The 322-nt window shown below is 57.1% G+C and carries 2 protein-coding genes; both read right to left on the bottom strand.

Annotation, left to right across the window (positions count from 1 at the left end; translation table 11 throughout):
• Window positions 1-20: 20 nt before the first annotated feature.
• Window positions 21-152: a type II toxin-antitoxin system RelE/ParE family toxin gene (locus NE591_RS13585; protein ID WP_256156900.1), complete on the bottom strand. Its 132-nt coding sequence runs from the start codon at window positions 150-152 to the stop codon at window positions 21-23.
• On the bottom strand, window positions 136-322 hold a 187-nt coding region (locus tag NE591_RS13580), incomplete at its 5' end, for a ribbon-helix-helix domain-containing protein (protein WP_256156899.1). The genes NE591_RS13585 and NE591_RS13580, both read right to left, overlap by 17 nt.

Here is a 322-nt window from a genome sequence, read left to right as displayed (position 1 = left end):
GCCAAGTTTCCCGTCAATGCCTAGCCCCTGCTTCTTGGGTCTTCGAGCTTCGCTATCTCGTCAAGCTCGTCAAACACCCGCGCGGCAACGCCCTTATCGAGCATGCGCATCGCCTTGTCGGCGTTCCTCGTGAAATCAATTCGCCAGGCCACAGTGCGCCCTTACCTCGTCGATGCTGTAGGTCTCAAGCCTGCCAGCACGATAGTCCTCGATATCCTTGAGACTCCCGTACTCGTACTCGAAACGGTCGATAGCTTCTTGCAGGGCTTCGTTAACGTAGAAGCTCCTCGACCGGCCAGTCTCCTTCGCAAGACGGCTGTAG

The sequence above is a fragment of the Adlercreutzia sp. DFI.6.23 genome (assembly GCF_024462535.1).
Classification (GTDB): Bacteria; Actinomycetota; Coriobacteriia; order Coriobacteriales; family Eggerthellaceae; genus Adlercreutzia; species Adlercreutzia rubneri.
This window is presented reverse-complemented; position numbering and strand designations above follow the sequence as displayed.